This window comes from Motilimonas sp. 1_MG-2023 (genome assembly GCF_030547455.1).
Taxonomy (GTDB): Bacteria; Pseudomonadota; Gammaproteobacteria; order Enterobacterales; family CBDFNC01; genus Motilimonas.
Map to the genome: position 1 here is coordinate 1 of NZ_JAUOPX010000027.1, position 24,498 is coordinate 24,498.

At 43.3% G+C, this 24,498-nt stretch carries 22 protein-coding genes; 13 read left to right on the top strand and 9 right to left on the bottom strand.

The window, feature by feature from the left end; genetic code table 11:
• Window positions 1–197: 197 nt before the first annotated feature.
• On the bottom strand, window positions 198–2,216 hold the full coding sequence (rep, locus tag Q4519_RS14070) for a DNA helicase Rep (RefSeq protein WP_303513239.1): 2,019 nt from the start codon (window positions 2,214–2,216) through the stop codon (window positions 198–200).
• Window positions 2,217–2,451: 235 nt separating this feature from the next.
• Window positions 2,452–3,219 (bottom strand): tRNA isopentenyl-2-thiomethyl-A-37 hydroxylase MiaE, encoded by a 768-nt coding sequence (locus tag Q4519_RS14075; RefSeq protein WP_232803688.1) that lies wholly within the window; start codon window positions 3,217–3,219, stop codon window positions 2,452–2,454.
• A 204-nt stretch (window positions 3,220–3,423) separates the two neighbouring features.
• On the opposite strand from Q4519_RS14075, the gene Q4519_RS14080 reads away from it, so the two are divergent.
• Entirely contained in the window at window positions 3,424–4,575 is a 1,152-nt protein-coding gene (locus Q4519_RS14080) for a hypothetical protein (RefSeq protein WP_303513244.1), read from the top strand.
• A 76-nt stretch (window positions 4,576–4,651) separates the two neighbouring features.
• The gene (locus Q4519_RS14085; protein WP_232803686.1) at window positions 4,652–5,290 is read left to right on the top strand and encodes a LysE family translocator; all 639 of its coding nucleotides are present in this window, start codon (window positions 4,652–4,654) and stop codon (window positions 5,288–5,290) included.
• On the opposite strand, the gene Q4519_RS14090 is transcribed toward Q4519_RS14085, so the two are convergent.
• On the bottom strand, window positions 5,287–5,571 hold the full coding sequence (locus tag Q4519_RS14090; RefSeq protein WP_303513247.1) for a hypothetical protein: 285 nt from the start codon (window positions 5,569–5,571) through the stop codon (window positions 5,287–5,289). The genes Q4519_RS14085 and Q4519_RS14090 overlap by 4 nt on opposite strands.
• Before the next feature lie 559 nt (window positions 5,572–6,130).
• Here Q4519_RS14090 and Q4519_RS14095 point away from each other — a divergent pair.
• Window positions 6,131–7,888 carry a family 20 glycosylhydrolase gene (locus tag Q4519_RS14095; protein WP_303513250.1) on the top strand — a complete coding sequence of 586 codons (1,758 nt, stop codon included), beginning with the start codon at window positions 6,131–6,133 and terminating at the stop codon, window positions 7,886–7,888.
• A 472-nt stretch (window positions 7,889–8,360) separates the two neighbouring features.
• Here Q4519_RS14095 and Q4519_RS14100 read toward each other — a convergent pair whose 3' ends face one another.
• The 5 genes from Q4519_RS14100 to Q4519_RS14120 all read right to left on the bottom strand — a co-directional run bounded on the left by Q4519_RS14100 (window position 8,361) and on the right by Q4519_RS14120 (window position 13,215).
• Window positions 8,361–9,065: an ABC transporter ATP-binding protein gene (locus Q4519_RS14100; protein WP_303513252.1), complete on the bottom strand. Its 705-nt coding sequence runs from the start codon at window positions 9,063–9,065 to the stop codon at window positions 8,361–8,363.
• Entirely contained in the window at window positions 9,065–9,832 is a 768-nt protein-coding gene (gene livG / locus Q4519_RS14105) for a high-affinity branched-chain amino acid ABC transporter ATP-binding protein LivG (RefSeq protein WP_232803682.1), read from the bottom strand. Before livG ends, Q4519_RS14100 begins: the two co-directional genes overlap by 1 nt.
• A complete protein-coding gene (locus Q4519_RS14110; protein WP_232803681.1) occupies window positions 9,825–11,093 on the bottom strand; it encodes a high-affinity branched-chain amino acid ABC transporter permease LivM in 1,269 nt (422 codons plus the stop codon). The genes livG and Q4519_RS14110 overlap by 8 nt, the downstream gene beginning before the upstream one ends.
• Entirely contained in the window at window positions 11,090–12,016 is a 927-nt protein-coding gene (gene livH, locus Q4519_RS14115; RefSeq protein ID WP_232803680.1) for a high-affinity branched-chain amino acid ABC transporter permease LivH, read from the bottom strand. Before livH ends, Q4519_RS14110 begins: the two co-directional genes overlap by 4 nt.
• 80 nt (window positions 12,017–12,096) lie before the next feature.
• Entirely contained in the window at window positions 12,097–13,215 is a 1,119-nt protein-coding gene (locus tag Q4519_RS14120) for a branched-chain amino acid ABC transporter substrate-binding protein (protein ID WP_282561184.1), read from the bottom strand.
• A gap of 405 nt (window positions 13,216–13,620) precedes the next feature.
• On the opposite strand from Q4519_RS14120, the gene Q4519_RS14125 reads away from it, so the two are divergent.
• The 10 genes from Q4519_RS14125 to Q4519_RS14170 all read left to right on the top strand — a co-directional run bounded on the left by Q4519_RS14125 (window position 13,621) and on the right by Q4519_RS14170 (window position 23,736).
• Window positions 13,621–14,505, top strand: a complete 885-nt coding sequence (locus Q4519_RS14125) for a substrate-binding domain-containing protein (RefSeq protein ID WP_303513258.1) — start codon at window positions 13,621–13,623, stop codon at window positions 14,503–14,505.
• A 101-nt stretch (window positions 14,506–14,606) separates the two neighbouring features.
• A complete protein-coding gene (gene rfaD / locus Q4519_RS14130; RefSeq protein ID WP_303513261.1) occupies window positions 14,607–15,548 on the top strand; it encodes an ADP-glyceromanno-heptose 6-epimerase in 942 nt (313 codons plus the stop codon).
• Between the two features lie 10 nt (window positions 15,549–15,558).
• Entirely contained in the window at window positions 15,559–16,509 is a 951-nt protein-coding gene (gene lpxM / locus Q4519_RS14135) for a lauroyl-Kdo(2)-lipid IV(A) myristoyltransferase (RefSeq protein ID WP_303513264.1), read from the top strand.
• A gap of 10 nt (window positions 16,510–16,519) precedes the next feature.
• Entirely contained in the window at window positions 16,520–17,791 is a 1,272-nt protein-coding gene (locus tag Q4519_RS14140; RefSeq protein ID WP_303513266.1) for an O-antigen ligase, read from the top strand.
• On the top strand, window positions 17,788–18,864 hold the full coding sequence (locus Q4519_RS14145) for a glycosyltransferase family 4 protein (RefSeq protein ID WP_303513270.1): 1,077 nt from the start codon (window positions 17,788–17,790) through the stop codon (window positions 18,862–18,864). The genes Q4519_RS14140 and Q4519_RS14145 overlap by 4 nt, the downstream gene beginning before the upstream one ends.
• Before the next feature lie 63 nt (window positions 18,865–18,927).
• The gene (locus tag Q4519_RS14150; RefSeq protein ID WP_303513272.1) at window positions 18,928–19,308 is read left to right on the top strand and encodes a capsular biosynthesis protein; all 381 of its coding nucleotides are present in this window, start codon (window positions 18,928–18,930) and stop codon (window positions 19,306–19,308) included.
• Window positions 19,299–20,891, top strand: coding sequence for a capsular biosynthesis protein (locus tag Q4519_RS14155; RefSeq protein ID WP_303513275.1), 1,593 nt, complete (start codon window positions 19,299–19,301; stop codon window positions 20,889–20,891). The genes Q4519_RS14150 and Q4519_RS14155 overlap by 10 nt, the downstream gene beginning before the upstream one ends.
• A gap of 54 nt (window positions 20,892–20,945) precedes the next feature.
• The gene (locus Q4519_RS14160) at window positions 20,946–21,674 is read left to right on the top strand and encodes a glycosyltransferase family 2 protein (protein ID WP_303513278.1); all 729 of its coding nucleotides are present in this window, start codon (window positions 20,946–20,948) and stop codon (window positions 21,672–21,674) included.
• Window positions 21,671–22,597, top strand: coding sequence for a WavE lipopolysaccharide synthesis family protein (locus Q4519_RS14165; RefSeq protein WP_303513281.1), 927 nt, complete (start codon window positions 21,671–21,673; stop codon window positions 22,595–22,597). The genes Q4519_RS14160 and Q4519_RS14165 overlap by 4 nt, the downstream gene beginning before the upstream one ends.
• A 50-nt stretch (window positions 22,598–22,647) precedes the next feature.
• The gene (locus Q4519_RS14170) at window positions 22,648–23,736 is read left to right on the top strand and encodes a glycosyltransferase (protein WP_303513283.1); all 1,089 of its coding nucleotides are present in this window, start codon (window positions 22,648–22,650) and stop codon (window positions 23,734–23,736) included.
• On the opposite strand, the gene Q4519_RS14175 is transcribed toward Q4519_RS14170, so the two are convergent.
• On the bottom strand, window positions 23,733–24,497 hold the full coding sequence (locus tag Q4519_RS14175; protein WP_232803668.1) for a glycosyltransferase family 2 protein: 765 nt from the start codon (window positions 24,495–24,497) through the stop codon (window positions 23,733–23,735). The genes Q4519_RS14170 and Q4519_RS14175 overlap by 4 nt on opposite strands.
• Window position 24,498 lies beyond the last annotated feature (1 nt).

Genomic DNA, 24,498 nt, shown 5'->3' on the forward strand with positions numbered 1-24,498 from the left:
AGAGCCCGTATATAAGCACGCATCTTATGCTATGACATCGCAAAACTATTGAACAATACGAGGAGTCCATATAAGCGTCAGTAATGGCGCGATATTGAGCACTCTTTATCGCTGAATGACTTAAGCTCCTACTTATTGAGTATTCGCAGTAAAGCACCAGTGATAACGCACGCTTCATCGCGGAATAAATTCCTCGCCTAAGATTTGTTGAATAACGCTCTTAAATTCGCTATTCCTTTTTGCCCTTTCTCTTGTTTTTGCTCTTTGGTTTGCGTTTGTTGGCCGTTTTTTTCCCATACCACATCATCCTGTGGTAGCTCATGCAGGAAACGACTTGGCTCAGGGCGCAGTGACTCACCATATTGACGACGTTCACGGCACAAGGTGAAGGTCAGCTCTTGTTGAGCCCGAGTGATCCCAACATAAGCGAGGCGACGCTCTTCTTCGATATTGTCTTCATCAATGCTGGTTTGATGGGGCAAAAAGCCTTCTTCCATGCCTATCATAAACACAAACGGGAATTCTAAGCCTTTTGAAGCATGTAACGTCATCAGTTGCACTTGATCAGCTTCGTCCTCGCCTTCGTTGCGCTCCATCATGTCGCGCAGCATTAAACGGTTAACCACTTGCGGCAAGGTGAACGGCTCTTCTAAGTCATCGCCTTCTAACCAACCAGTGACCCAGCGAAATAGCTCGGATACGTTTTTCATGCGCATTTCCGCCGCTTTGGGGCTAGGGCTGGTTTCGTAAAGCCAATCTTCATAATGAATTGTACGTACCATATCACGTACCGCATCCACCGCACTGCCACGCTCGGCTTGATCTTTAAGCTCCACTAACCAGCGGCTAAAGTTGCGCACCGACTGCAGGCCGCGCCCGGTTAAGGTTTGCTCTAGCCCTAATTCAAAGGTAGCAGCAAACAAGCTGATGTTACGTAGGTTGGCATAGTTACCTAGCTTCTCTAACGTGGCAGGGCCGATTTCTCGGCGTGGTACATTTACGATGCGCAAAAAGGCATTGTCATCATCATGGTTCGCTAACAAGCGCAGGTAGGCCAACATGTCTTTAATTTCTACCCGTGAGAAGAACGAAGTACCACCACTTATTTTGTAAGGGATGCGGTTGGTCATCATGGCTTTTTCTAAAACGCGGCTTTGATGATTACCCCGATACAACACCGCATAGTCTTTAAAGTTGGTGTTGTTCATAAATTTGTGGCCCATTAACTCCGCCACCACACGCTCTGACTCATGCTCTTCATCTTTGGCATACAGCACTCGTAGTGGCTCGCCGTAATGCAACTCACTAAACAGTGCCTTTTCATATTCGTGAGGATTATTGGCGATCAAGATATTGGCTGATTTGAGAATTCGCTGGGTCGAGCGGTAATTCTGCTCTAATTTAATCAAACGCAAATTGGGGTAATCGGTTTTCAGCAGCACCAAGTTTTGCGGCCTTGCCCCGCGCCATGAATAAATTGATTGGTCATCGTCGCCCACCACGGTAAAGCGCGCGCGCTCACCTACCAGTAATTTAACCAATTCATATTGGCTGGTATTGGTATCTTGATACTCATCCACCAGCAGGTATTGAATTTTTTGCTGCCAGCGTAACCGCACTTCTTCTTTAAACTTAAGCAACATGGTTGGCATTAAGATCAAGTCATCAAAATCGAGTGCATTATAAGCCGTTAGATGACGCTGATATTTTTCATAGGCTTGAGCAAAGATGATTTGATCGGCGCCGCGCGCTAGTTTGATCGCCTGCGGCGGTAAGATCAGATCGTTTTTCCAGTTAGATATTTGCGTAACCAATTGCGACAGCAAGTCTTTGTCCTCTTTCAGCTCTTTCTCGGTCAGCTCTTTAAGTAGCGCAAGTGAGTCTTGATCGTCAAACAACGAAAAACCCGGCTTAATTCCAATCACCTTGTGTTCTTTACGAATAATATCTAAGCCAAGGGTATGAAAGGTCGACACCATTACACCTTTAGCGGCTTTTTTGCCTAAGGTTTGCGCCACTCGCTCTTTCATTTCACGCGCGGCTTTATTAGTAAAGGTGACGGCTGCAATGGTCTTTGGATTGTAGTTACACTGCTGTACGAGATAAGCAATTTTATTGGTGATCACCCGTGTTTTGCCACTGCCCGCACCGGCTAATACTAAACAAGGGCCTGAGATATATTTAACCGCCTCATCTTGGCGTGGATTCATTTGCATAATCGTCCCCCCGTAGGAGCGGTATTTATACCGCGAATGCTCTTAAATATCGCAGCATAAATGCTGCACCTTGTATGTTGAACTTGTTGATTCGTGTTTTTTGTAGGAGCAGAGTATTAAACAGCATCGGGCACACTACAGTGAGATGCACCGTTATAGAATTCTGTTAGTAGGAACGGTATTTATAACGCGGATGTGCTTAAACATCGCAGCATAAATGCTGCTCCTACATTTATTAAGCAACACTAGGCACACCGCTATGAAATTTAAAATCGGTATCTGGGCTAGTAATCAGCTCCGCTTCCGCTTGACCTATTAAGGCAACCCGCTCGCTAATGTCATCTGGTGAGATTTGCTGCGCCAAGGTTAAGTAATCTTGATAGTGGCGCGCTTCAGAGCGCAATAGTGAGATATAAAATTTATTCATATCGTCATCAAGGTGTGGCGCAAGCTTAGCAAAACGCTCACAAGAGCGAGCTTCAATGTAAGCACCAATAATCAACTTGTCCACCAATGCTTGGGGTTCGTAAGTACGCACTTGCTTAAGTAAGCCTTTAGCGTAACGACCAGCGCGGATATTTTCGTAAGGGATCCCGCGCGCATCCATGATTTCTAGCACTTGGTAAAAATGATGCAACTCTTCTTTAATCAGTAGCACCATTTTGTCGATCAAATCTTGGCTATAAGGAGAATCACTTTTTGCCATGATGCTTTTAGAGATGTTGCTCTTTCCTTTCAAACTGGCTAAGTCACCTTTTTTACGATAAGCAAAATCTTCATAAGGACTAAACCAATCTAATAAAGTCTGAGCACTTTCAGGTGTCACCGCGTATTTACGAATCAAAAACATCGCCGACTGCCCTGCTTTTAGTTCACACATTAAGTGGTCGACTAATAGTACTGTTAGGTTTTCAGCTTTTACCGCTTCTTCTACCCAAGCATCCGGAGTGGTGCAGTGTAAAAACTGATGGATCGGCTCTAATAACTGTTCAACTTCGCTCACGGCGCACTCCAACTAGGTCACGAAAATTTTCGCAGAGGGTAGCATATTTGCTAATTTGAAGCGAAAACAACAGACGTGAAAAGTCACTTACAACAGCACACAACACCATACTATGGCATGAGATAATAATATTGCAGATCACAAAACTGTCATACTTGGTGCTTACCATGCGCGCTGTATCTTAAACCACAAGGAAGTAAGCAAATGAAGCTACCAAAATTATTATTAGGCTCTTTAATAGGCCAATGCTTGATTGCTGGGTTGTTGGTATTAACTTTTATCAAAGGGGCTAATAACTTAGAAGCACAACAAACTAATGTTCAGCGCTATCAAGAAATCAAGGCCAAAATTGCCATTGATATTAAACAAACCGTGATTGACTACCTTAATACAGGTGACGCGACTATCTTAGCCAAGGCAGAGGCACAGCTTGAGGTGCTAGAAAACTCTTTACGCCAAATTAATAATGAGAAAACCGCCAGTATTATCTATCAAGTGGCGTTACTACGACTCGATCTAAGCCAAAAATACCGCGCTGCTGGTAAGTTAGGTAACAATGCTCAAGCTGTACTGGTAAACGCTGAGCGCGAATTAGCAGACAACGTCAAACTACTCGCTGAATACGGTGAAAAAGCCATGGATATAAACCCTGGCGTAGCAATGCAATATCAAATGCTAGCAGCGGAAATGGCACAATCTGCCCATGTATTAAGTTTATTGCGCAGCCAATACCTCAATAGCCGCAGTGAGAAAACACAAAGCAGCATTGCCTTTCAGTTATCACAATTAAAAACACAAGTGAAACATACCCAAGGGTTAAGCCCATTAGGCTTAATGGATACCGTTAATGACAGCGACGATTTCTTTGGTACCGATGACAGCGAGATCGCGAGAGATCAAATTATTACTATTACCGATAACCTGAATAGCTTAATTCAACGCTATCCAAAAGAGATTGATTACACCCAGCAGCAGCTGGCACAAACTCAAGTGCTAAAAGATGAATTACTTACGCGCACCAATCAAGTTGCGTTAAATATAAAATCTATTGAACACAACCTATTTGGCGTAAAATCTAATGCTTTTATTAATACGCAATACACCCTTTATATTCTAATAGCCCTTTCGGTATTAATGGCTATCGCGCACTTTATTAGCCAGCACCACCTGTTTCACCGCCCACTTAACCGCTTTCATACGGCCTTACGTAGACAAGCCGAGAACGGTGGTGTGTTTAGTATCGAGCAGCACAACTTTAGAGGTGACATCAGCCAATTAGTGGCCGACTATAACCGACTGGTAGAACAGACAAAAACAAAAATGTCGCGATTAAAACTGCTGTATCAAACCACTTAAGCTCTGACTCTTTCGCTTCACACTTGCCGCCAGTATCAATATTGACGATACTGGCGTTTTTGGATGAGATTTCTCGATGCCATTAGAGCTTTGGTTTACATTATTTCTTATTTGCTGTTTAGGTGCCGCTAGCCCCGGCCCCAGCCTCGCCCTAGTCATGCGCAACACCCTTTCTTTTGGTCGTCACGCAGGTATTAAGACAGCGTTTAGTCACGCCTTAGGGGTAGGTATTTGGGCCATATTGAGTATCTCAGGGGTCGCATTGCTGATGATCAACACGCCGAGTTTGTTTAATTTAGTGAAGCTCGCCGGTGGTTTATTCTTACTCTATTTAGGCTGGAAAACTTGGTGTAGCGTGAAACACACCACTAAAATTGAAGCCGGAGTTGTACAGCAGCCAAGCCCGTCACCTTGGTCAGACGGCTTTATGATGGCGCTACTCAGTCCCAAAATTGCGTTATTTTTTATTGCCTTATTTAGTCAATTTGTGAGTGCAGAAAATGGCTTAACCAGTCAGATTATTATTTTTGTTACTGTCGCTGGCGTTGACTTTCTTTGGTACTTACTAATTGCTTGTGTTATCGGGCAACCTATAGTGGTGAAGTATTTAGAACAACAGCAGAAACTAATAGCGGTCAGCACTGCGCTAGTACTGACCTTATTTGCTGCTTACATGGTGGTTGACTCAAGCTTACTATTGCTAAGTGCCAGTTAAACTGATTCAGGCCCTTTGCCATGCTTTTTATAAGGCTTTAAAAAACTGCCTGCGGGGGCCGGCTCAATATCAAATTGTGGTTTATGACGTTTAACCACACTACCGCTATTAATTCCGACAATAGAGTGAGTCAATCCCACTTTTGTTTTCATAAAGGAACCGCTAGGCGGCGCGTTTAATGCGGCAATATCTTGTGGCTTTCCCGTGCCTGATAAACTTGGTGCACTATATCCACCAACGGATGCCGACGCTCCCGAGCTTCTAAAATAACTTTTAGCCATCATTATTTCCCTTTGCTTGTTGATACATGGCACGACTAACAACCAAAATAATTAGATCGTAAACAATTGTTATGAACAATCGTTGTCAACAAATGTTGTAAACCTAAGCTAACCCAGTTGTATTGCGTATTATCAATATTGATTCAGTTGTACCTCTAACGGGAACATACTGACGAGTGCCGTATCATGTTGTGCTCATTATTTGTTCAGGTAGAACAAATCCAGACTAGCACCATCTTATCAAAAAGTAAAAGAAGTCGCTTTATTTACAATAGCTTAACAAAAAAACCACAAAGCATAACTGCCATTTTTTGCGATTATAATCAGCTGAATTTTAAAGACTAACTAAGTAAAACGAAAACCTCACCTTGTTTCGATTACGTATAAACGTTAATCGATTGCTTAAAAAACAACCTTTCATTAACTTTAGTTGGTGAGATTCAACTTTCTCAAAAGCATGGATGTTTAAAACTATCAAACTTACAAACATTAACTTGATAGTTTAAAACATAATTAGGTATGCTCAACACCAGATAATCTGATAGAAATAGAGGTAGGCATGTCGTTAGCTGTTTTTCCACAACCTAAATATTGGCAACCTCAGGCAGGGGTATTTGCGCTACCTAGCCAATGGCCTGAGCAAGCGCTCAACTGCAGTAGTTTATTCCCGAGTTGGGTAGAGGAAACATTAAATGTCGCCCTATCGCCGCAACAGTTTGAAATTTCTATTTCACCTACCCTAGTAAAAGTGCGTTATGGCTGTACTCAAGGGCGGCTCTATGCACTCTATACGTTAAAGCAACTATGCCAACATGGTTCCGACTTGCCCTGTGGTCAGATTATTGATGCGCCAGACTACCCTGAGCGCGGTATTTTGTTAGATATTAGCCGCGATAAAATCCCGTCGTTAACGCATTTATTTTCACTGATTGATCTCTGGTCTGAATTACGCATCAATCAGCTGCAACTGTATACCGAACACACTTTCGCTTGGTCGCAACATCAAACCGTGTGGGCAGACAAATCCCCCATGACAGCAGAAGAAATCCAGCAAGTAGACCAGTACTGTCAAAGCAAAGGCATAGAGTTAATCATTAACGTGGCCACCTTTGGTCATATGGAGCGCTGGCTCGCCCACCCTGAATATAAACATTTAGCCGAGCAGACCACTGGCTTTTATGATCAACGCGGTGATTTTCGTCCTTTTTCTTTTGGCCTTAATCCCGTTAGTGATGAGTCGGTTAACTTTGTTAGCGGCCTAATTGATGAACTGGTGCCGAACTTTACCAGTCAAACCATCAATATTAACTTTGATGAAACCATGGACTTAGGCGTCAGTGCCAGTAAAGCCGCCTGTGAGGCGAGCAGTAAAGGGCAAGTGTACGTTGACTATCTTAACAAGATCCTCAAATTGACCAGAGCCAAAGGGCTACACACGCAGATATTCAGTGACATGCTGTTTCAATATCCCGATATCTTGGCGCAATTACCGAGCAACTTGACCTTACTTAACTGGGGCTATGAGGCTGATCACCCTTATGACGAGGAGCATCAGCAGCTCGCTAAAACCGGATTACCCTTCCAAGTTGTGGTATCAACTTGTTGCTTTGCCTCTGTTTCTGGCCGCTGGCAAAATACCAAAACCCATATGTTACGCGCGGCCAAATCTGGCTTACGATTTGGCGCAACAGGTTATCAAATATCAGAATGGGGCGATATGGGCCATGCCCAACAAGATATTTTCCCTTATGCTGGCTACCTATACGGCGCGGGTTTGGCTTGGAATATAGAGCAAAATGAGCAAGCCGATATAACATTCTGGCTCAATCATTTTGTTTGCCAAGGTGACGAACAAGCCGCGTTCTGGGCACTGCGCTTGCAAGATATCTATTTAGATTTAGGCATTGATACACCTAATGCCTGCTTTCTTGGCCCGCTATTGTTTGATCAAAAATTTCGCCGCCACCTGCGCCGCTCAGAAAATTTAACTGATGCGGGATTCGATCGTGCGCAATCGCAACTAACGCTTTGCTTAGAGGATCTAGCAAAAAGCACCACAACCGCTATTCGTGAACAGCTGATTTTTACCGCTAAATTACTCCATCATGGCGTGTTACTCGGCAAGCAAATGTTGCTGCAACACACCCGCACCATTGAAGAATTTGATTCTGCCAGCAAGCAAGTATTAGCAGCGGACTTAGCGCCATTATTGCCCCAATATAAAGCCTTATGGCTGGCAACCAATCGCGCAGGCGGTTTAGCAGATAGCGTTGGCCGATTGGAATACTTGCACGGCCTTTATACCCAATCAACTTGAAGATGCATGTTTCAGAGCGCCACCGTGTTTCCAATACTAGGCGCGCTAATGCAGGAATGTAGGCACCTTTTAAATTAGCGTAACAACGTAGTGGATACACGGTGGCGCTCCCAAGGGGCAAGTTTTACAGGCGTTTATGCCGCGTGATTGATTTTGATAAGGGGAAAGCCATTACCTGCAATCAATGCCTTGCCTAAACGCCTGTAAACTCTTGCTGAAATCAAGCATCTCCAGGTTAATTGGGTATATACCGCTGGTAATTAGTCGAGTCGGTTTACTGAATTGCGACCATGCTGAAATGGTGCGTTTGCTAGTAAAATGTCTTTTTCAGGGACGAAAAAGCCAAGCCTACACGGATGTACTTGCGGCGATTTTGCGAAAAAACACACTGTTTCCATGGGCTGAAGGAATGGAGTTAATAGCCGTAGAAAATCGTTTACTACGGCTATTGATTGTTCTTAGTGAATATAAATTAACCACCAAGGTATGCTTTGCGTACTTTCTCATTGGTGAGTAGGTTAGCGCCAGTATCTTCCAGTACAATTCGACCATTTTCAATTACATAGCCGCGATCAGACAAACGTAATGCTTGGTTAGCATTTTGCTCAACCAAAAATACCGTAATGCCTTTTTCACGCAGTTTTTCAATGATATCGAAAATTTGTTGGATAATAATTGGCGCTAAACCCAGCGAAGGCTCATCCAAAAACAACAGCCTAGGCTTGCTCATTAACGCCCGCCCCATCGCCAGCATTTGTTGCTCACCGCCCGACATAGTGCCAGCACGTTGATGCTTACGCTCTAACAAACGTGGAAACAGCTCGTATACCTCTTGCTCCAAACGCGCAAATTCCGCTTTATCATCAAGAAAAAAGCCGCCCATATGCAGATTTTCTTCTACTGTTAAGCGAGCAAAAATACGCCGCCCTTCCGGCACAATAGCAATGTCTTTACGCATAATTCGCGAAGTCGATTGCTGATGAATAGGCTCACCTTCAAAAAGGATCTCACCATTGCTGGCTTTCGGGTCGCCACAAATAGTCATTAACAGCGTGGTTTTACCCGCACCATTAGCACCGATTAAACTAACAATTTCACCCGCTCCTACACTGATATTCACATCATGCAGGGCTTGGATCTGACCATAATGGGCCGATACATTTTTAAGCTCTAACATTAAAACTCCCCTAGATAAGCTTTGATCACATCAGGGTTGGATTGAATTTCTTTCGGCGTCCCATTGGCAAGTGGACAACCTTGGTTCACCACATAAATACGGTCAGAAATTCCCATCACTAACTTCATGTCATGCTCAATTAATAATATCGAGATCTTATGCTGATCGCGTAATTCCACAATTAGCTCATCTAGCTCATCGGTCTCAGCAGGGTTTAACCCAGCTGCTGGCTCATCTAACATCAGAAGGCTAGGCTGTGTCATCATGCAGCGAGCAATTTCTAAACGACGCTGCTGGCCATAAGCAAGATTACCCGCTTGGCGGTTAGCAAATTCGGCTAAACCAATGCGCTCCAACCAATTAGCCGCGCGCTCAATCCCCTCTGCTTCCGCTTTTTTAAAGCTTTTGGTCTTAAATAACCCAGAGAGAAAATTAGTATTCAGGTGACGATGCTGTGCCACCAGTAAATTTTCTACCACAGTCATATCTTTAAACAAGCGCACATGCTGAAAAGTGCGCACCATGCCCTTGCGAGAAATGACATGACCCGGTAATTGTTGCACAGGCTCACCACGATAAATTACCTGCCCAGCTGTTGGCTTATAAAAGCCAGTTAAGCAGTTAAACACCGTGGTTTTACCGGCGCCATTGGGGCCGATGACAGAAATAATTTCCTGTTCATTAACTTCTAAAGCAACATTGTTCACAGCCAATAAGCCGCCAAAGCGCATAGTTAGGCCTGAAACCTCTAATAATTTATTATCCATTGCGCATCTCCATTTTTGGACGGGTCATGGGTAATAAACCTTGTGGACGCCAAATCATCATAAATACCATCATTAAACCAAACATCAGCATGCGGTATTCATTAAACTCACGCGCCATTTCCGGCAAAATAGTCATAATAATTGCCGCTAAGATCACGCCAATTTGTGAGCCCATGCCACCTAACACCACAATGGCTAAAATAATGGCAGATTCAATAAAGGTGAAAGATTCTGGGCTAATGAAACCTTGTCGAGCAGCAAAAAAGCTTCCCGCAAAGCCAGCGAAAGCCGCACCAATAGTAAAGGCTGATAGCTTAATAATGGTTGGGTTTAAGCCCAGTGAACGACAGGCTATTTCATCTTCGCGTAAGGCTTCCCAAGCACGACCAATGGGCATGCGTAATAAACGGTTAATCACAAACACCGTTAATACCACCAGCAGCACTGCAGCAAGATACACAAATATCACTTTATAAGTTGAACTGTAATCGATACCAAAAAAATCGTGGAATAGTGTTGCCTCGTCACTCGACGGCCGGCGGTTAAACTCTAAACCAAATAAGGTTGGCTTATCAATTTGGCTGATGCCATTGGGGCCACCGGTAAGATCGGTCATATTGTTTAACATGATGCGAATAATTTCGCCAAAACCTAGCGTAACAATGGCAAGATAATCGCCCCTTAGCCGCAGTACCGGAAAACCCAGTAAAAAGCCAAACAAGGCCGCTAAACAACCTGCAATCGGCAATGCCGTCCAAAAGCCAACACCAAAGTAAGTATTTAATATACCGTAGGTATAAGCGCCAACGGCATAAAAGCCGACGTAACCTAAATCAAGTAAACCGGCTAAGCCCACCACAACATTGAGGCCTAAACCTAACATCACATAGATCAGCGTTAAAGTGGCTAAGTCAACCGCACCGCGCGAGGCCACAAATGGCCAAATCAACAGGCCAGCCAGTGCCGCAATAGTCAAAAAGCGATATAAAGTTGGCTTCTCTTCAGGCGCAGGTAATTTAAAACCTGAATCTTGGCCCTTACTTTTAATACCGCTAAACACACGGCTGATCGGCGCTTTAAATAGCTGAGTGAAAAACACCAAAATAACACCGACAATTACCCAAGTGGTATGGGCCGCATCATTTAAAATAATCCGCAGACCATCGGGTTGATTATCAAGTTGTAGCCCTAACAGCCAACTGGTTAAAATCAGCATTACCACCGAAGCAATAAGCGCATCAATAAAACTGGATTTGCTCATACTTTTTCAACCTCCGGCTTACCTAGAATGCCGGTTGGCATAAACAACAATACAAAACACAGCAGACCAAAGGACACCACATCTTTGTATTCAGAGCTAAAGTAGCCCGCCGTAATCGCTTCGGTGATCCCAAGAATGAGGCCACCCAGAACAGCTCCGGGAATGCTGCCGATACCACCCAATACCGCAGCAGTAAACGCTTTTAGTCCCGCCATAAAGCCAAGATAAGGATTAATGACACCGTAATACATACTTAGTAATACACCCGCCACGGCGGCCAATGCAGCGCCAATAACAAACGTAATGGAAATGACTTTATTGGTATTGATACCCAATAGATTGGCCATACCTATGTCTTCAGCACACGCGCGACAAGCACGGCCCATTTTTGATTTAGAAATAAAAGCTGTCAGTACCGTCATGGAAATGAAAGTCACGACAAATATCACCACTTGCATGTAAGACAGGGTGACATTAAAAGCATCGGCAGGGCCAATGGTCCAACCGCCGGTGATTAAACTCGGCATAGCAATATCGCGTGAACCTTGCGCTAAACGGACAAAGTTTTGCAAAAATATCGACATACCAATGGCGGAAATAAGCGGAATTAGACGGTTACCACCACGTAAGGGTCGATAAGCAACCCGTTCAATGCTCCAGCCATAAGCACTGGTGATCATGATACTCAAGGCAAAAGCCGCGATAAGCAGCAAAACTAAGCTATCGATACCTAACATGGCGAGACCTGCAAGCACAAAAAAAGCAGCATAGCTGCCTATCATGTACACCTCACCGTGAGCGAAGTTGATCATACCGATAATGCCATACACCATGGTATAACCAATGGCGATCAAGGCATAAGTACTGCCAATAGTGACACCATTTAAAATCTGTTGAAGAAAGTAATAAAACTGCTCAGACATAATGTCCTCAACTTAACAAACTAAGCCAGGCTTAACTGGCTTAGTGATAAAGCCGAGCAGAGCTCGGCTGGGAGTTTAACTTATTGATTTTGCGTTGAGGTGCCATCTTTATGCCAAGTGAACACACCAAATTCAAAACCCTTTAAGTCACCCTTACTATCCCACTGCAAATCGCCCATTACGGTTTTAGCAACGTTGCCACGTAAGTATTCCGCTAGCTCAAATGGATCTTCTTTACCTGCTTTCATACCTTGTGCCATCGCTTGAATGGCGGCATAACCAGTCCATACAAACGGGCCTGTCGCGTCTTCACCTTTCGCGACAATGTGGTCAACCACCGCTTTGTTAGCAGGATCCAAATCGTACTTCTTCGGTAATGTCACTAATAAACCTTCAGAAGCTTCACCCGCAATGGAGGAAATATCTTTGTTACCTACGCCCTCAGGTCCCATGAATGTGGCATCTAAGCCTTTTTCTTTCGATTGACGCAGCAATAAACCTAGCTCAGGGTGGTAGCCACCGTAATAAACAAAGTCAACATCTAGCTTTTTCAATTTAGCAATGATCGCTGAAAAATCTTTATCGCCCGCAGTGATACCTTCAAACGCCACCACTGGAACATTTGCAGCTTCAAGCCCTACTTTCACCGACGAAGCGATACCTTCACCGTATTGCTGCTTATCATGAATAACCGCTACTTTTTTCGGCTTCACATGCTCAACAATATACTTGGCAGCGGTTGGCCCTTGGTCACTGTCTAATCCTATAGTACGGAAAACTAATTCATAACCTCGACCCGTGATTTCAGGACTGGTTGAAGCGGCGGTAATGAGCAGGATACCTTCATCTTCATAAATATCTGACGCTGGCTGGGTGGCACTGGAACATAAGTGACCTAATACGTATTGTGCACCGTCGTTAACAATTTTATTTGCAACAGCAACCGCTTGCTTAGGATCACAAGCATCATCATAAATAACGGCTTCTAATTGTTTTCCGTTGATGCCACCAGCTTTATTAATCATTTCGATGGCGGCATTACCACCGGTAAATTGCATATCACCATACTGCGCCACAGGCCCTGTTACAGGGCCCGCCATGGCTATTTTAATTGTATCGGCAGCATTGGCTAAGGCCGAAGAGCCCAATAATGCTATTGAAACGGCGACGCCAGCTGCGGTTTTAGTCCACTTATTCATTCAACCCTTCTCCATCAATTTTGAATTCATTATTATTTAGTAACAAACTGATTACGCCTTTTTAGTGTGGCCAGTCAGCTTCAACCTAACCTTTTTAACACCTTGAATATTAGATGAACAAATCCAACTACGTAAAATTTGTTGCGGATCAGATCTTTAATTGCGACATTTTGAGCTTAAAAAACTATCAATATCAGTCAATAAATCCACACAAAAAAGAATTTGTCGATTTACATTTTATTAACAAAGCAATCAAGCAAGATAAAAAACCAAAAGTAAATTTTTAATCAGCGTCAAAACGGGTCATAACATTTAGTGCACAAAATTAAATACAGCCCTGTATGCAGATGATATATTTGCGGAACGCTGTATTTATAATCAATAAAACTATCAATGGTGGCTGATATGTGGCAGAAATTTGTTTTACTAATATTCGCTCTAACCTGCCTTAATGCATGCTCACCTACGCCAGCAAAAATTGCTTTGTCTGTACCTGACTTAAGCAATCCCTACTTTCAAACCATCGCAACAAGTGCCAAAGCATACAGTCAAGCCCGGGGTTATCAGTTGGTATTGATCCACAGTAATGGCAGCAGCCATACTGAGTTTGAACAAGCCGTTGCCGCTAAGAAACAAGGAGCACAAGTGCTGATTATTGTGCCCAGTAAAGCCGATGGTTCGATCAAAACGATCCAATATGCAAACCAAGTTAATTGGCCCGTGATCAGCTTGGATCGCAATGTTAATGGTGGACAAGTCGTGCAACACATTAGCTCTGATAATTATATGGGCGGTAAAATGGCGGCAGAGTTTTTACTAGCGATGACCAAACGACAAGGTTCGCTATTAGAGCTTACTGGTCCCAGCGATATCTCCGTGACGCTGGACCGCAGCCAAGGTTTTGCAGATGTACTTGGAGCTTACCAACTTCCCAGCAGCATTAAAGCTGATGCAGGTTTTAACCAACAAAAAGCGCGGCAAGTCACCGCAGAGATGTTAGCGCAACACCGCCATATTAGCGGTATCTTTGCCCATAATGATGAAATGGCATTAGGCGCAGCGGCTTTATCCCAGACAAAAAATATTACCATTATTGGTTTTGATGGCACAAAATCGGGCCTCAGAGGCATTGCACAAAACGTCTACGATGCAACCTTAGTGCAACAGCCCGAAGTAATGATAACCACCGCCATTAACAGCGCGGTTAACATTATTAATGGTGCAAGACCAGTCCCTTACCTCAAAATTCCATTACGCCTGCATACAAATTCCCCCCCTAATAATAAGTGACAGCAAGCCGCAGCGATAAAACACAGTTCGGATTTGCCCTTAACAGTGATAGAATTTACCTTTAAACACATCTTTCGTTTCATATAGATAGGTAGGGACTGATGATTATTGTCACAGGCGGCGCTGGCTTTATCGGCAGTAACATAATTAAAGCACTGAATTTAGCTGGATATCACGACATCTTAGTAGTAGACGATCTCACCGATGGCACTAAGTTTGTGAATTTGGTTGATTTAGAAATCGCTGATTATATGGACAAGGATGAATTTATCTCTTTAATTATTTCAGGTGAAGAGCTAGGCCCCATTGAAGCGATGTTCCATCAAGGTGCATGTTCATCCACGACTGAGTGGGATGGCAAAATGATGATGGACAATAATTACGCTTACTCAAAAGACTTACTGCATTATTGTTTAGATCGGGAAATCCCCTTCTTATATGCCTCATCAGCCGCAACTTATGGCAATGGTGAAACCTTTATCGAAGAGCGTCAATACGAAGCACCGTTGAATGTATACGGTTATTCAAAATTTCAATTTGATCAATATGTCCGCCAAATTTTGCCAGAGGCCAACTCACAGATCGTTGGATTTCGCTACTTCAATGTTTACGGCCCACGTGAGCAACATAAAGGCAGCATGGCGAGCGTGGCATTTCACTTAAACAACCAAGTAAAGGCGGGTGAAAACCCAAAACTGTTTAAAGGTACGCAAGGCTATGCTGACGGCGGTCAAACTCGTGACTTCCTTTACGTTGGCGATGTTGCAACGGCAAACCTTTGGTTTATGGACAATCCTGAACATTCTGGAATTTTCAATTTAGGGACAGGAAAAGCTGAACCATTTAAAGCAGTGGCGGAAGCCGTAATAAGACATCATGGTAAAGGCGAAATTGAATATATTGATTTTCCCGATCATCTTGTTGGCCGTTATCAGAACTTTACCCAAGCAGATCTCACTAAGCTGCGTTCGACTGGCTTTGATCTTCAATTCAAAACAGTGGCAGAAGGCGTTGCCGAATATCTTTCAATCATCAATAACTAAACGAACTAGCATGCAAACTGAATTTGACCCAAAAGCGCATAACCCACAATTTCATAAGGGTATGCTAAAGCCGACATATTGGGGAACTTGGCTAAATGTGCTCCTACTCGTTTTAATTAGCTTACTGCCCTATTTTGTTCGTCGCACATTGGTATCTGTACTAGCTCGAGTCGCATTGAAGATAAATAGCAAAGCGAACAAACGAGCACGAGTAAATTTGTCGATGTGCTTCCCTGAAAAGAGTCAAGCCGAGCGCGAAGCCATTTTATTGAAAAGCTTGTTGGTTGGGGGAAACTATTTGTTAGCCTTCCCGAGGTTAAGTCTGCATGATAATAACTGGTTAGAGAAACACACTAACATTGTCGGATTAAATAACTTAACCCAATACACAGACAACAAAGAAAATGTGATTTTATTGATCCCACACACTTGGGCGTTAGATATCCCCGGAGTTATTTTTGCGTCACGGCAGATCCCAACAACGGCAATGGCAAAAAAACAAAAAAATGAGGTGATGGACTGGCTAATCAACCGACAACGTATCCGTTATGGAGGTTATGTATATGAACGTTCGCAAGGAATTAAGCCTTTTCTACGCTCTATAAAACAAGGTTACCTTGGCTGCTACCTACCTGATGAAGACCTAGGCGCAGAAAACAGTGTATTTGTGGACTTTTTTGCCACACAAAAAGCCACCATTAAAGGGTTAGGTAAGTTATCTAAACTCACCAAAGCCAAAGTTGTACCTGTATTTTCTATGTTTAATTTAGCGACTGGTCAGTTTGAGCTTGATATTTTACCCGCCTTAACCCCCTTTCCTAACGACAGTGAAGAGCAAGATGCTCGCATGATGAACGCTTGCATTGAAAACTATGTTAACGAACATCCCGAGCAATATATGTGGATTTTACGTCTGTTAAAAACTCGGCCAAATAATGGCGAAAATCCTTATAATCAATAAGATGAAATTAATGAAGTCAAAAGTTCACTTGCTAGTAACCATACTGACCTGCCTGTTTCCCATCATTTGCTTAAGCTTTGGTAAAGGCTATAACTATGGCGCAACACCATTATTTCTGTGCGCTATTTTTTTGCTAAAAGAAACAAGAATCGCCTTGAGTGTACCTCAAGTCAAACTAATCAGCTTAGTCTTTGGCGGTTATTTTTTGGTGTTTGTATTAGCAATGCTGGTGCACGGTGAATCTGCCAGCTATATCGACCAAACCAGTCGCATTGTTATGGCTCTGCCCGTGTTATTATTGCTAATTTGTTACCCGCCGAAGCTAAAATGGCTAATGGTTAGCTTTATGATTGGCTCAATTATCGCTGGTTGTATTGCACTTTATCAAACTCAAGTACAATTGATGCCAAGGGCATTTGAACGCTTCGGTCCAGTGGGCAATACGTGGTGGCACAAGGGCTATATGCCGATACAAAGCGGCAATATAGCAATGACTCTTGGTATTATTTCCCTTTGTTTTGTTTTGTATTTTCATAAAACGAAGCAAACTACATGGGTAATAGTAGGCTCGCTAGGAGCGCTATTCGGCATGCTGGCTAGCTTTTTATCTGGCTCACGCGGTGGCTGGGTTTTACTGCCGGTAGCCCTCATTTATTTAGTTTTAAGTAATACGAAATTCTCACTTAAAACGTTGACGGGAGCCGCTGTTTTACTCATTTTATTAATTGGCTGCGCAGCATCTAATAACGCTGTCCGAGAACATTTAAGAATTAATGAAGCTATAAATAATATTTCGCAATACACCGATGGCGATAAAAACACTTCAGTTGGCGTTCGATTTGAGCTGTGGAAAAGTGCGGCTATTACGATTCAACAATATCCAATATTTGGACTGAGTGAGGCGCAGCGAATAGCAGAGCGTGAGCAACAAGTAGCAGCAGGTATAATTGAACTTTATATCGGCGCAGAAACCTATCACGCACACAATGAATATCTTGAAGCACTGTCGCTGCGGGGACTGTTTGGCTTAGTTGGCCTTATTGCCATGCTAGTAACGCCCATTTTTATTTTTATGAAAAACAAAAACGCATCTCACCCCGAGCTCAGCGCGGTTAATCAGGCGGGCATCGCTGCAAGTATCATGTTTATAGGTTATGGTTTGACCCAAGTTTTTCTTGGTCATAACTCAGGTATGATTTTTTACTCGTTTATTATGGTTACTTTACTAGCCCTGAGTATTCGACTAAAACAAAATAACTCTCAACTAACAGGACAACTATGAAAATCCTCGTCGCGAGCTCATATCTACATGCTTGGAATAGTGTTCGCCCTGAAGCTGAAATGTTTATTGAAATGGTCAAGCAAGGCCATACTGTTACGGTATTAACGCAAGGCAGCGCGGACTACAACCAGCGCTTTAATGATTGTGGCGTTAAAACACTGGATTGCTATCCCAATAAAAAAATATCTATTAAAACCATTAAAGCGATGCGTAAAGAACTGCTAGCGGGTAATTACGATATTTTTTATGCCTTTAATTCTAAGACAATCCCCAACGCGATTTTGGCCAGTATCGGACTTAAGGTAAAGGTTGTAACCTATCGCGGTACAACGGGGGGGCTATATCGCCATGATCCTAGCGCCTACCTTACTCATTTAAATCCGAGAGTTGATGGTATTGTTTGTGTGTCTGACGCAGTGCGCCAAGATGTACGCCAGCGTGTTTGGGGAATTCAAGATAATGTCGTCACCATATATAAAGGCCACCAATTAGCATGGTATCAGGTTGAACCAACCCCGCGCAGTGAGTTTGGTTTGACCGATCAACATGTTATTGCTGTGTGTGCAGCTCATGTACGGCCGAGCAAGGGTATTTCGGTACTGATCCAAGCCTGCCAACAAGTAAACAATCCAGATTTCCATTTATTGCTAGTTGGCAGTGGCTTTGAGCCACATTTAGATGAAATTGCAGCCAGCCCAATGGCAAAGCGGATCCACCTAGTGGGCCATCGTCAGGATGTCCCTTCCATTATGGCCATGGCTGATTTTCAGGTACAGCCTTCCATTAGCGGTGAGGGCCTACCGCGCACCATTATTGAAGCGATGGCAAATGGCACCACGTCTGTGGTAACTACCACCGGCGGCTCACCGGAGTTAGTGGATGATGGTAAAACCGGTTATGTCGTGCCTACCAAAGACGCCATAGCTTTTGGTCAAGCGATGAATAAGTTAGCCAATGACAGAGCCCAAATTACCGCATTCAGCCAAGCCGCAAAAAAAAAATTAGATAATGAATTCAATGCCAAACAAACAGTGCAACACCATATCGATTTTTTCCAGCGTTTGTTAGGCTAACTATATAGTCAAAGGCCTCATCGCTAGTGCTTTAGATGCTATGGAGGCATTAAGGAATAAGTAATGAAGAAGCTCGTTGTAGATTTAGATGGCACCATCACCTTAGGTGATACCAATGATTACCCTAACGTTTCGCCGAATTTAGACGTGATTAAACAATTACGTAGCTATAAAGAACAAGGGTTTAGTATTTGTATTCACACAGCGCGTAATATGCGCACCCATCAAGGCAATGTTGGCTTAATCAACATTCATACTTTACCTATCATCACCGCGTGGTTAGACAAACATGATGTACCTTATGATGAAGTCATCGTTGGCAAACCTTGGTGTGGTCATGAAGGCTTTTACATTGACGACCGTTCGGTACGCCCCTCTGAATTTGCGAGTATGAGCTTTGCCGAAATAGAAGCCCTATTAGCCAAGGAAAAAGCATGTTCCTAATTATGTCGGCGGCTTATATCAGCCAAGAGCTTGAATCTGAGTTTGGTACCATTCCGCCTGCATTTTTACCACTAGGCAATAAGCGCCTGTTTCAACATCAAGTTAACAGCGCGCCAAAGGGCAAGCGGGTTTTTCTCACCGTACCTGAAAGCTATACCATTAATAATTTTGACCGCAACTGGTTACACCAACGTAACGTAACCATTTTAGCTATCCCCGATAATATTTCTCTGGGCGCCTCTTTAATTTCAGCCCTTAACTTGGTCGGCCACAACTTAGATGAACCTTTATCCATTTTGTTTGGTGACACCCTGATACCTGAATTACCTTCGGGTGAAGATATTGTTGCCATCAGTGAAGTAGAAAATAGCTACAACTGGGCGGTGGTCACTCACGATGAAACTGAACTACTCAAAACCAACCAAATTCGTAGCGAACTAGACAGCGCCAATGTAGTCAGTGGCTATTTTAAATGTAGCCAACCAAAAGTGTTAATTAAAGCCCTCATTCAAGCTCATTGGGATTTCAACGGCGGAATGAATTTATACCATGCTCAAGTTGGCCTGACGACGGTTCGCATCGACAACTGGCTTGACTTTGGCCATGTCAACACTTACTACCGATCTAAAGCAAAATACACCACGCAGCGCGCCTTTAATGAGCTGACCATCACGCCGCGTTGGATTGAAAAATCGAGCTGCAAAAGTATAAAAATCCAAGCTGAAGCCCATTGGTTTAAACAGCTGCCGCCAATGATGCGCACTTTTACGCCACAGTTTTTAGGTGCAACTCATGATAAAAATGCTGAAAGCTGTGCCTATCGTCTCGAGTATTTACACCACACTGCGCTCAATGAGCTTTACGTGTTTTCAGCCCTACCAGACATGGTTTGGCGGCGCATCATTAACGGCTGTTTGCATTTTATTGATGAATGCTTGTTACACCCTGCTCCATCACAGCGACCCGTATCGAACTTAGCCTCTTTATTTACGGAAAAAACGCAATCACGATTAACGCAGTATTGCAAAGCGCAGCAACTCGACCCAGAAGCAAAGTGGCAATATAACCAAAGCCTCACTTTATCTCTAACTGAATTGAATCAATTAAGCCAAAATTATTTGCCTAAAGCACAACACCTCAGTTCAGTCATGCATGGCGACTTTTGTTTCAGTAATATTCTGTATGACTTTCGCACCAATAGCATAAAAACCATTGATCCTCGAGGCTTAAACCAGCAACAAGAGCTGACTATTTTTGGTGACGTACGCTACGACTTAGCTAAATTGAGTCATTCTATTATTGGTTTGTATGATTGGATTATCGCCGGATATTTCAATTTAACTCTCAATGAACACATGATTGATTTTGAGCTGTTACAACCCAAAGAGCTGAAAGCCACGCAGCAGTTTTTTATGATCCAAGTTGAGCAAAAGTATGGCCTGACACGCGCGGAAATCTACGCCATGCAAATCCAGCTATTTCTCTCAATGCTGCCATTACATAGTGATGATAAAAATCGGCAAAATGCCCTGTTAGCCAATGCATTCCGGCTATATCAGCTGTTAGCCGAAGAAAACTCATAATCAGTCGAACCAAAAAGTGCAACGTTACAGTCAAATATTAGCGAAGGACAGCAAATGATAGTGATTCCAATGGCGGGCTTAAGCTCACGCTTTTTCAAAGCCGGCTACCAACAACCTAAGTATATGTTGATGGCACATGAACAAACCTTATTTGCTCATGCCATCAATAGCTTTAAAGCTTATTTTGCTAGTGAAACATTTTTGTTTATCGTCCGTGATTTCTATCAAACACGTGATTTTGTCGAGCAGCAAGCAAAAGAATTAGGCATCCAAAACATCATTATTGTCGAGCTTAACGAAGCGACTCGTGGCCAAGCTGAAACCGTCACCCTAGGCTTAGCGCAACTTGACCAACAGTCTGGTCCCATAACTATATTCAATATTGATACCTTTCGACCCAACTTTTTATTTCCTGCCATTCAGACTCAATGTGATGGCTATTTAGAAGTGTTTCGCGGCTCAGGTGATAATTGGTCTTTTGCCAAACCAATTAACGAACAATCCACTCAAGTGATTGAAACAGCTGAAAAGCGCCCTATTTCTGACTTATGCAGTACCGGCCTTTACTATTTTGCTGAGATGCAAGATTACCTTAGTGCCTATCATCATTATGCTGCGCTGCCGCAAGGCCAATGGGAAAAGGGTGAGCTTTATATTGCGCCTTTGTACAATTATTTAATTGCACAAGGCAAAGCAATTCATTACCACCTTATTGAGCGCCGCGAGGTTATTTTTTGCGGAGTACCAGCAGAATATGATGCCTTTAAAGAGACAAGCCTATGAGCCAATTTGAACATATTAGTGTCATTGTGCAAGGGCCAGTGCAAAACACGCCTGACCGAACCCACCATGAAGCAGGGATCACCCAGCGTTGTTTATCCAGTATCCGTACATTTTTACCCGGAGCACGGATCATTCTCTCTACTTGGACTAATCAAGATCTAACAGGATTGGAATACGATGAACTCGTCATTAGTGACGATCCTGGCCAAAACACCGATGGCTTTTGTCCAAAAAATTATTACCGACAAATAACCTCAAGCAAAGCGGGTCTATCACGCGTAACCACACCTTACGCGGTGAAGTTGCGCACTGACAATTTCTTAATTGGTAATGAGTTTGTCGCCCTGCAACAACAATACCCCGCGAATAATCCAGCTGATAAGTTGTTTACCGAAAAAGTAGTCATCAATGCTAACCTGTTTCGCAAAAGCTCTCATGGCCGTGATGTGATCATGAGCCCAAGTGATTTTTTCTATTTTGGCAGAACTGAAGACCTGAACAAAATCTGGCAACAACCGCCTTTTTTAGAGCAAAGCTTTGCCCAGCAGCTGCTAGAGAAACACCGCCGTAAACAAGGAAAGTTCCCCCTCGAAGCCGAACAAGCCTACTGCCAAATTTGGTTACGCCGCCTCACCGAGCAAGCGCCGCTCATGGCTCACCGATTTGACCATCGCGCCCCTGACTTACTATTTTGGCAGCGCTTTCTAGCCAGCAATATCGTCATTGTAGAGCCGGAGATAATGGGATTAGGCCTACGGAAAATATCTCAGCGAAAGTTTAAACGTGCCAATGAGTTTAGCCACATTGATTGGCTTAAATTGTATAAAACCCACTGTGATTCAACTGTTCACATTCCATTTACCCTAGAACAGTTACGTCTGTCTCTAGTAAGGTTAGTCAAAAACTGTCGGCCCATAAAGTGATGAAGTCAAAACGAATACTCTTTGTTGTACATAATCTAAAAGGTGGTGGCGTGCAAAAAATCACCCTAGATACGGCTCGATACCATACCGAGATAGGTAACCAAGTCAGCATATTGGCCTTGGAAAAAGGAATTGACTTAAGCATTGATTTTCCTTGTGATTATCAACAGCTAAACATCCACAAAGCCATGCTATTCCGTCCTTGGTTGGCGATATTCTATGGCTTTTACAAGCTGTTGCTACGCAATATATTTCCTCATAGTGAGTTTATTTGGGATCGATTTTTTTACACTGGTATGGTTAATCGCTTTTTACATAACCAAGCAAGTTTTGATGCGATTTTCGTTAATGGCGCTCGTGCTATGAGTAGGATGAATGGGGTATCCCACCCCAACATTGTATTCAGCTTACACTTACCTAATACTTTATCCGGTAAGCCTCGTTCTATTTATTACAACTTTTTATTTAGATCTTTATTTAAGGGTAAACGAGTATTTTGTGTTTCAAAATTTATAGAAAATGAAATCCGAGACAAAGCCAAGCAGTTAGAATTTGAACTGAAGAACATTTCAACCATACACAACCCCTGTGATCAGAAAAAAATTCAAGCACTTGGCAAAGGAGCCTTTGATTACGATAGTAAGTTTATTCTCGGTGTGGGTCGTTTAAGCAAACAAAAGCGCTTTGACCTATTAATCGAAGCCTACAAACAGTCAGAAATCGATTATAAGCTGGTTATATTAGGCCAGGGAAATCAAGAGAAAAAACTTAGAGAATTAATTAAGCACTTAAAGCTAGAAAACAAAGTAGAACTAGCCGGATTTGATAACAACCCTTTCCGCTGGATGAAACACGCTGAATTTTTTGTTCTAAGCTCTGATCTTGAAGGCTGGGGGCTCGTGCTAAATGAAGCAATTGCGGTTGGAACGCCCGTTATTTCAACTGATTGCGGGCCAATAACCGAAGTACTTACAGGGTCACTCGCTAACGGAATTGTGCCAAAAAACAACATAGATGCATTAGCCCACAAAATAGCTGAATTTACGGTAGCTCCTATAGTGCCACCAGGAAATGCATTAGATAGACTAAGTTTTGCAAATATAATCCAACAACAAATGGCCTTAGCCGAAGCAGACTAACGCCCTTTTTCCAACAGCCACAGCCCAACGTACTTATTAAAGTTAACTTGGGCGTAGGTCATGGCCATAATAAAACCGACGCTGCCATCTAAGAAACCGCGGCGTAAAAAATAAATATGAAAAAAAGTCCAACTGGCGCGCAGTAATGCCAGCAATAAGCCATGAGACTTTTTGCCCTTACGATGATATTTCTGCGCCCCTAGCCAAGCGTACTGCGCCGCTTTATCAAGGCCATGACCGTAATCACGATGGGTGTAATGGAGTAAAAAACCTTTTAATGTGCCAGTACTGCCCGCTGCTGGAATAACCGTTTCATGAACCTCATCGGGTGTGTATGCAGCACCTTCACGCTTAAACAAACGCAGCACCGAACGTGCACTGCGACCGTATTTTAAGGTTTTGCCGTACAAGGTAACGCCCCAAGGTAAACGATAAGCCGTGTGTTTAATAGTCGGTTGCGCCAACAAGTTCGATAAGGCTTGTGCCATGGTATCATCAAGGGCTTCATCAGCATCAATAGAAAGCACCCAGTCACAACTCGCTTGCGCTAATGCACGCTGTTTTTGCTTACCAAAGCCGGGCCAATCTGTGCTTGTCACGTTGTCGGTATAACGATGGCATATTTCTACCGTGCTATCAGTCGAGCCACTATCGAGCACAATGATTTCGTCGGCAACCTTAGCAACAGACTGAAGGCAACGTTCAACACGATCGGCTTCATTTTTGGTGATTAAAATAACAGACAGGGTATGTTTACTCATG